General features: G+C 65.9%; 7 protein-coding genes and 1 tRNA gene. 6 read left to right on the plus strand and 2 right to left on the minus strand.

From position 1 onward, the window contains the following. Nucleotides 1-197: 197 nt before the first annotated feature. Together EAW56_RS10575 and EAW56_RS10580 are read right to left on the minus strand one after the other, a co-directional pair. Nucleotides 198-821, minus strand: a complete 624-nt coding sequence (locus EAW56_RS10575; RefSeq protein ID WP_158221636.1) for an NYN domain-containing protein — start codon at nt 819-821, stop codon at nt 198-200. A gap of 307 nt (nt 822-1,128) precedes the next feature. After that, a tRNA-Leu gene (locus EAW56_RS10580) sits at nt 1,129-1,213 on the minus strand. 171 nt (nt 1,214-1,384) lie between these two features. Between EAW56_RS10580 and EAW56_RS10585 the strand changes: the two genes are divergently transcribed. The 6 genes from EAW56_RS10585 to EAW56_RS10610 form a co-directional block, all read left to right on the plus strand. After that, nucleotides 1,385-2,293, plus strand: a complete 909-nt coding sequence (locus EAW56_RS10585; RefSeq protein ID WP_122086486.1) for a DUF3662 and FHA domain-containing protein — start codon at nt 1,385-1,387, stop codon at nt 2,291-2,293. Between the two features lie 25 nt (nt 2,294-2,318). Beyond that, nucleotides 2,319-2,768 carry an FHA domain-containing protein FhaB/FipA gene (locus EAW56_RS10590; RefSeq protein ID WP_095275311.1) on the plus strand — a complete coding sequence of 150 codons (450 nt, stop codon included), beginning with the start codon at nt 2,319-2,321 and terminating at the stop codon, nt 2,766-2,768. Then, nucleotides 2,765-4,153: a PP2C family protein-serine/threonine phosphatase gene (locus EAW56_RS10595; RefSeq protein WP_122086488.1), complete on the plus strand. Its 1,389-nt coding sequence runs from the start codon at nt 2,765-2,767 to the stop codon at nt 4,151-4,153. Before EAW56_RS10590 ends, EAW56_RS10595 begins: the two co-directional genes overlap by 4 nt. A 1-nt stretch (nt 4,154) precedes the next feature. Beyond that, nucleotides 4,155-5,519 carry an FtsW/RodA/SpoVE family cell cycle protein gene (locus tag EAW56_RS10600; RefSeq protein ID WP_095554169.1) on the plus strand — a complete coding sequence of 455 codons (1,365 nt, stop codon included), beginning with the start codon at nt 4,155-4,157 and terminating at the stop codon, nt 5,517-5,519. Next, a complete protein-coding gene (locus tag EAW56_RS10605) occupies nt 5,516-6,961 on the plus strand; it encodes a penicillin-binding transpeptidase domain-containing protein (protein WP_095535826.1) in 1,446 nt (481 codons plus the stop codon). The genes EAW56_RS10600 and EAW56_RS10605 overlap by 4 nt, the downstream gene beginning before the upstream one ends. Nucleotides 6,962-7,015: 54 nt before the next feature. Beyond that, a partial coding sequence (locus tag EAW56_RS10610; RefSeq protein WP_147453289.1) for a serine/threonine-protein kinase occupies nt 7,016-7,548 on the plus strand: 533 nt, incomplete at its 3' end.

Genomic DNA, 7,548 nt, shown 5'->3' on the forward strand with positions numbered 1-7,548 from the left:
CAACAGGCAGGTACAAGCGGTGACTGCGTGGGAGGTGCCGGAATTGGGGGGTGTGTGCGGCAAGAAGCGTTAAAAAATTAGAGCCCCACATGAAGCGGGGCTCTAGGCCGACCCTCGAAGGGAATCGGTTCGGTAGAAGATATATTTACACGAGTTAGTTTAAGAAAGCAACCGACACGCCTTACCTGCCGATTCCGCTACCAATTTTGTGGCTTCTCCACTTGGCTACCATCAGGCAGAGGGACAACGTTAGGGAACTGTGATTTTGAAATTCTACCGGGGTTAATCACACGGGAAAATGACGGGTTCGCCTGGTAGAGCGCTCCCGAGGCACTTTGATGCGGGTAAAGAGCGCCGGTGCGCTGACCAAGGTCTTCACGAACCATCCTGAGTGGCGTCACTAGGTCAGTGTCGTTACTCACCACGACGAAAGTATCTGCATTGCCTTGGAAAGCATCGAGAAGTAGATAGCTTGCCAGATTCACATCTGAGCCCTTCTCCTCTGTTTTCAAAACCGTCACGAAATCAGGAGGGGGTGAAGCGTTCTTCATCGTCTTTGTGTTTGTAAGGAAGGTTCCCAGATGAACGGTGAGATTTGGTATTGAGCTTAGCGCTCTGAGATAGAGCTCTTGGCGTTGAGGATCAGTGTCACCGGGGTACCGGGCCGAAACCCGGGCGGTGAAATATCGAATTTGGTTGATCGATTCACGTGGTAGACACTCAGCACAAAGCCTCTGAAGATCTAGCCAGCGCTTATCAGCCTTTCCAGCCAATGCGCGATAGTAAAGATTAAAGCCGTCTATATACACATTTGTAGCCATGCGGCCAATATACCGAGGAAGAGGCACTTCGATCTGAGCCGCAATTTTCAGCCTGGAGTACCCCTCCGCCATCGTGAGTTCAGCGGCACCAGCACCCCCACCGCATTACGCGATTGCCCCAAACGGAGCTAGCTCCATGTAGACCTCCCCGTACCGACAAACCCCAGGTCGCGGGAATCCGGAACCCCTAAACGGAGCTAGCTCCATTCGGACCGGATCCAGGAGACAGATCCCGGGGACGCGGCGAATCCCCTCACGCAGACGTCGACAAGCGAAAAGGCCCCGCTTTCGCGGGGCCTTCCGGTTGTGCCCGGGGCGGGACTTGAACCCGCACGTCCTTATCGAACACTGGCACCTGAAGCCAGCGCGTCTGCCAATTCCGCCACCCGGGCGGGCGACTTGATTAATATAACACCACGCCCCAACGTACCTCCAAATCGCCAGTTCACACCGCATTTTCGCGTTTTGAACTAGGTCTGCGGGCGCTGCGCACTTATACTTGCTTGGTTATAGGACATCAGTGAGAACAAAATGAGAGCCGCTGGGAAGGAGGTGCGGGCAGTATGGGTGTCATGGATCGTTTGGCCAAGCTGGACTCAACCATGCAGCGTGGCCTGGACAATTCCATGGCCGCGCTGTTTGGCGGCAAGGTCGTGCCGGCCGAGATTGAAGAGCTGGTGAAGCAGGAGGCGCAGGACTCCGTCGTGGTCACGGACCGCGACGAGTACGTCTCCCCCAACGTGTTTGCGGTGGGCGTGTCGTCGAAGGACCTGGAGAACCTGTCGCAGCAGCGCGACCTGCCCGCGGACCTCGCAGAGCAACTCATGCGGTACGTGCGCAACCTGGGCTGGTTTTTGGACGGGCCCGCCGTCGTGCGTATCGCCGAGGAGTCTGGGCTGCGGACCGGCCAGCTGCGCGTGTCGTCCTACATCGACCAGGAGCCCGACGTGGTCAGCGGCTTCGACGCGATCGTGGCGGAGCCGAAAAAGAAGCGGCGCCGCCACGCAGCCAGCCAGGTTCCCACGGATCACAACCATCAGGAGGATCACATGAATGAGCCGACGACAGATGCTGCCGCCACCGGCGGCACCCCGACGGTGAGTCTGCTGCTGCAGGACGGGTCTTCGCGCACCTACCTCGTGCACGAGGGCTCCAACATCCTGGGCCGCTCCAACGACGCGGACTTCCGCCTGCCGGACACCGGGGTGTCCCGCCAGCACGCGGAGATCACGTGGGACGGCGAGGTCGCCGTCCTGGTGGACCTGCAGTCCACCAACGGCACCACCGTCAACGAGGAGCCGGTGGAAAACTGGATGCTCGCGGACGGCGACGTGATTACGCTGGGCCACTCGCACATCGAGGTGCGCATCGTGGAGCCGCTCGCGCAGGCTGCGGCCGCCGCGGACGCACACCAGGACGTCCTGGAGGCCCAGGTGGACGCCCACCCGAGCACCGAGTTCTTCCGCCCCTAACACCGCAACCCAGTAAAGGAGCCCCATGGATTCCGCTGTGATTCTCAGCGCCCGCTTCGGCCTGCTCGCACTGCTGTGGGTGTTCATCCTGCTCGTCCTGTGGGTGCAGCGGAAGGATGTGGTGCGGGCTGCGGGGGCGGTGCGTCGACAAGCGAAGAGCTCCGCGCCCATCCGCCGCGAGAAGGCACGAGAGCTTGCGGTAGTTGAGGGGCCCCTCAAAGGCTCCCACATGGAAATTGCCAGCCTGGAGGACTTAACTATCGGGCGGGCCGGTGACAACGACTTCCAGCTCGGCGACGATTTCGCGTCCTCCACGCACGCGCGCCTGTTCCGCCGCGGCAGCGAGTGGTTCATCGAGGACATGGATTCGCGCAACGGCACGTTTGTCAACGGCACACGCATTGACCAGCCGGAAAGGGTGTCTGTGGGCACGGATATAAAGATGGGACGCACGATTGTGAGGCTGATGCCATGAGTTTGCGCTTAAACTACGTCGCCGCGTCCGACCGCGGCCTGGTCAGGGGCAATAACGAGGATTCGGCATACGCGGGCCCGCAGCTGCTCGTGCTTGCCGACGGCATGGGCGGCCACGCAGCCGGCGAGGTCGCCTCCCAGCTCATGGTCGAGCACATGGAGCACCTGGACCGCGACCCCGGCGACGCGGACATGCTCGCCCTGCTCGGGGCGGCGGCGGAGGACGCGAACGCGTCGATCGCCGAGTCCGTGAAGCACCACCCGGAGCAGGCGGGCATGGGCACGACGCTCACCGCGCTCATGTTCAACGGCCTCGGCTTCGGCATGATCCACGTGGGCGACTCCCGAGGCTATTTGCTTCGCGACGGCACGCTGACCCAAATCACCGAAGACGATACATTCGTCCAGTCGCTAGTCAACGAGGGCAAGCTCAACCCGGCCGACGTGTCGAGCCACCCGCAGAAGTCGCTGATCTTGAAGGCGTACACCGGGCGCCCGGTAGAGCCGCACCTGGAGATGATCAACACCCAGCCGGGCGACCGCGTCCTGCTGTGCTCCGACGGCCTGTCCGACCCGGTCACCCCGGAGACCATCGCGGTGGCCCTCGGGCAGGGCACCCCGGAGGTCGCGTCGCAGCGGCTCATCGAGCTAGCGCTGCGCTCCGGCGGCCCGGACAACATCACCGTGGTTGTCGCGGACGTCGTCGCGGCCGACGACAAGGACGCGCCCGAGCTGCCGACCGCGCCCGTGCAGGCCGGCGCGCTGGCGCCGGACTTCGAGCAGTCCCACCCGGACTCGTCCGCGAGCCGCGCCGCGGCGATCATGCGCAAGTCCGAGACCATCCCGCCGAACCAGCACCGCGAGGCCACCAAGATGGCCGGCAGCGCGGGCGACCGCGGCGGCGCGGGAGGCTCCGGCGGCACCGGCGGCTCCGACGGTGCCGAAGATGCCGACGAGGAGGATCATCCTCGAGGCAAACGAACCGTCTGGCCGTGGGTAGTCGGCGCGCTCGTGCTGGCGATCGCGCTCGTGGCTGCCGGGCTGATGTTCGTGCAGCACCGCGCGTCTGACAAGTACTTCGTCTCCGCGGCGAGCGACGGCCACTACGTCATCGAGCACGGCTCCCGCGACGACCGGGCGCCGATCCAGCAGGCCTGCCTGGACAACCGGAACCGGCTGCGCATCGTCTCGGCCGACGCCACGCCGGAGGACTGCCACGTGTTCAACCAGTCCGACCTGCCCGAGAGCCAGCGCTCCGTGCCGGAGAACTTTGGTGGCGGCACCTACGACGACGTCCTCGGCCTGCTCTACCGCATGGCGGGTGAGGCGTTGCCGGTGTGCGTCGATAAGCATGAAGACCCCGAGACCTGCAGGACGGTGAGCTGACGTGAAGCGGCTATTCTCGCGAAACCTCGAGCTCCTCCTGCTGCTGTGCTCGGCGGGGCTTTTGCTGCTCATGGTGTTCGGGCTGGAGATGAGCCAGGGGCGGACGCTGTCGAAGGACATGCTGTACCTGGTCGGCGGCTTCGTCGGCGTGTACGCGATCGCGCACGTCGCGCTCACGCTGCTCGCGCCGCGCGCCGACCAAGTGATGCTGCCGGTGGTCTCGCTGCTCAACGCGCTCGGCCTGGTCATCATCTACCGCCTCGACCTGGCGGAACGACCCGGCTACGGGCCGCTGGCGGAGCGGCAAGTGCTGTGGTCACTGGTCGGCGTCGTGCTCATGGTGCTGACCCTGGCGATCGTGCGCGACCACAAGTCGCTGTCGCGCTACTCCTACCTGCTCGGCCTGGCCGGGCTGATCCTGCTCGCGCTGCCGCTCGTGTGGCCGCAGCCGGAGGGCTACGCGGACGCGCGCATCTGGCTGTGGCTGGGCCCGTTCTCCATCCAGCCGGGCGAGTTTTCCAAGATCCTGCTGCTCATCTTCTTCGCGCAGCTGCTCGCGCAGAAGCGCGCCCTGTTCACCGTGGCGGGCAAGCGCTTCCTGGGCATGACGTTCCCGCGCCTGCGCGACCTCGCGCCGATTCTGGCGGTGTGGGCCATCGCCATCCTCATCATGGGCGTGTCCAACGACTTCGGCCCGGCGCTGCTGCTGTTCGCCACCGTGCTGGGGATGGTGTACTTTGCCACCGGCCGCACGTCCTGGCTGGTCATCGGCCTGGGGCTGGTAGCCGTGGGCGGCTACGCCGTCTACCAGGTCAGCGAGAAGATCCAGACGCGCTTTACCAACTTCATCAACCCGTTCGAGGACTTCGACGGCGCCGGCAACCAGCCAGCCAACGCGCTCATCGGCCTGAGCTGGGGCGGCATGACCGGCACCGGCCTGGGCTACGGCCACCCCGAGCTCGTCCCCGTCGCGCACTCGGACTACATCCTCGCCGCGCTGGGCGAGGAGCTCGGCTTCGTGGGCATCGCCGCCGTGCTGTGCCTGTTCGCCGTGCTGGTCACCCGCGGGTTCCGCGCCGCGATGCAGCTGCGCGACTCCTACGGCAAGCTGCTCGCCTCCGGGCTCGCGCTCACCCTGGCTATCCAGATCTTCGTGGTGGCGGGCGGCATCTCCGCGATGCTGCCCATGACCGGACTGACCACGCCGTTCATGTCGGCGGGCGGGTCGTCCATTATGGCCAACTACATCCTGGTCGGGCTGCTGCTGCGCATCTCCAACAGCGCGAACACGCCCACCGAGTACGACGCCTCCGCGGTGGCCTCCCACCCGGGCACCGGCGTGGCCGAGGCGGTGAGCGCCCGATGAACAAGTCACTGAAATACGGGGCGATCCTCTCGCTCCTGCTCACCGTGGCGCTGCTGGTCAACTTCACCGTGGTCCAGAACTTCCGCGAGGACGAGTACGCGCAGAGCCCGCACAACTCCCGCACGTTCCTGGAGCTGAAGCAGATCAACCGCGGCCAGATCAGCGCGGGCGGGCAGGTGCTCGCCGAGTCCCACCGCGACGACAACGGCTTCTACCAGCGCACCTACCCCAACATGCCGTACTCGTTCGGCCCGATCGTGGGCTACGTGTCCGACACCTACGGCACCTCGCAGGTCGAGTCCGCCTACAACGGCGCGCTGACCGGCGACGGCCAGGGCAACTCCCGCTTCATGCGCACCGGCCACGAGGAGGACGCCGTGGGCAACTCCGTCGAGCTGTCCATGGACCCCAACCTTCAGGCCTTCGCCTACGAGCAGCTGTCCAACAACGGCTACAACGGCGCGATCGTGGCGCTGCGCCCCTCGAGCGGGCAGGTGCTCGCGATGGCGTCCACGCCGTCGTTCGACCCGAACCAGATTGCCAACCCGGCCACCGCGAACGACGCCTGGGCCCAGCTCACCAACGACCCCGGCCAGCCGCTGCTGGACCACGCGTCGCAGGAGCAGCTGCCGCCGGGCTCCATCTTCAAGATCATCACCACCGCCGCGGGCCTGCGCTCCGGCTACACGCCGCAGTCCATGCTCACCGGCGACGCGCAGATCACGCTGCCGGGCACCAACGTGCCGCTGACCAACTACGGCGGGCAGGCCTGCGCGGGCGGCGGCCAGGTGCCGCTGACCACCGCGTTCTCCTTGTCCTGCAACACCGCCTTCGTGCAGATGGCGCTGAACATGGGCGCGGACCCGCTGCGCAAGGCGGCCGCTGACTTCGGCGTGGGCGAGCACTACGACCTGGGCATCCCCAACGCGGACGGCTCGCTGGGCGACATCCCCGGCGCCGCCGAGCTGGGCCAGTCCGCCATCGGCCAGCGCGACGTCACCATGACCGCGCTGCAGGCCGCCGTCATGGCGGGCGTGGTGGCCAACGGCGGCAAGCGGATGAAGCCGTACGTGGTCAACCGCGTGGTCACCCCGGACCTGCGCACCGTGGAGGAGACCAAACCGGAGCTGCTCAACGAGGCGCTCACCCCCGAGGAGGCGGGCACGCTCACGGAGCTCATGTACGCCTCCGAGCGCGCCACCTGGGGCTACGACGGCAACGGCTTCGCCTCCAAGACGGGCACCGCCGAGCACGCCGAGGGCGCCGCCCCGCACGTGTGGTACGTGGCGTTCGACCCGGCGAAGGACGTCGCGGTCGGCGTCGTGGTCAAGAACGGCGGGCACCTGGGCAACGGCGCCACGGGCGGCCAGGTCTCCGGCCCGCTCGGGCGCGCGGTCCTGCGCGCGGCACCCGCGGCGCCGGCTCCGGAGGAGGGGCAGTGATGGATGGCTGCGTAGCGTCGATAAGCAATACAACCCAGCAGAAGGATACGAACGATGAACACTGAGAACCGCGAAGCACTGCAGTCGCTCATCGGCGACGATTACCAACTGCAGTGGGTAATCGGCCACGGCGGCATGTCCACGGTGTGGCTTGCCGACGACCCCGCGCACGACCGCGAGGTGGCGCTCAAGGTCCTGCGGCCGGAGTTCAGCTCCAACGACGAGTTCCTCGCCCGCTTCCGCAACGAGGCGCTCGCGGCGGAAGGCATCAACTCGCCCAACGTCGTGGCCACCTACGACTACCGCGAGCTGGAGTCGCCGAGCGGCGCGCAGATGTGCTTCATCGTCATGGAGTACATCCGCGGCGAGTCGCTCGCGGACCTCATCGCGCGCGAGGGCGCGCTGGACGAGAACCTGGCGCTCGACGTGCTCGAGCAGGCGGCGCACGGCCTCGCCGTGATCCACCGCATGGGCCTGGTCCACCGCGACATGAAGCCGGGCAACCTCATGATCACGCAGAACGGGCAGGTGAAGATCACCGACTTCGGCATCGCGAAAGCCGCGGCGGCGGTCCCGCTCACCCGCAC

Origin of the sequence: Corynebacterium gottingense (assembly GCF_003693265.1) — a bacterium.
GTDB classification, from domain to species: Bacteria; Actinomycetota; Actinomycetes; order Mycobacteriales; family Mycobacteriaceae; genus Corynebacterium; species Corynebacterium gottingense.

Bases quoted from the DNA above. Each gene is read 5' to 3' on its own strand.
- EAW56_RS10590 (WP_095275311.1), top strand. From the start codon at position 2,319: ATGGATTCCGCTGTGATTCTCAGCGCCCGCTTCGGCCTGCTCGCACTG.
- EAW56_RS10575 (WP_158221636.1), bottom strand. From the start codon at position 821: ATGGCTACAAATGTGTATATAGACGGCTTTAATCTTTACTATCGCGCA.
- EAW56_RS10595 (WP_122086488.1), top strand. From the start codon at position 2,765: ATGAGTTTGCGCTTAAACTACGTCGCCGCGTCCGACCGCGGCCTGGTC.
- EAW56_RS10585 (WP_122086486.1), top strand. From the start codon at position 1,385: ATGGGTGTCATGGATCGTTTGGCCAAGCTGGACTCAACCATGCAGCGT.
- EAW56_RS10605 (WP_095535826.1), top strand. From the start codon at position 5,516: ATGAACAAGTCACTGAAATACGGGGCGATCCTCTCGCTCCTGCTCACC.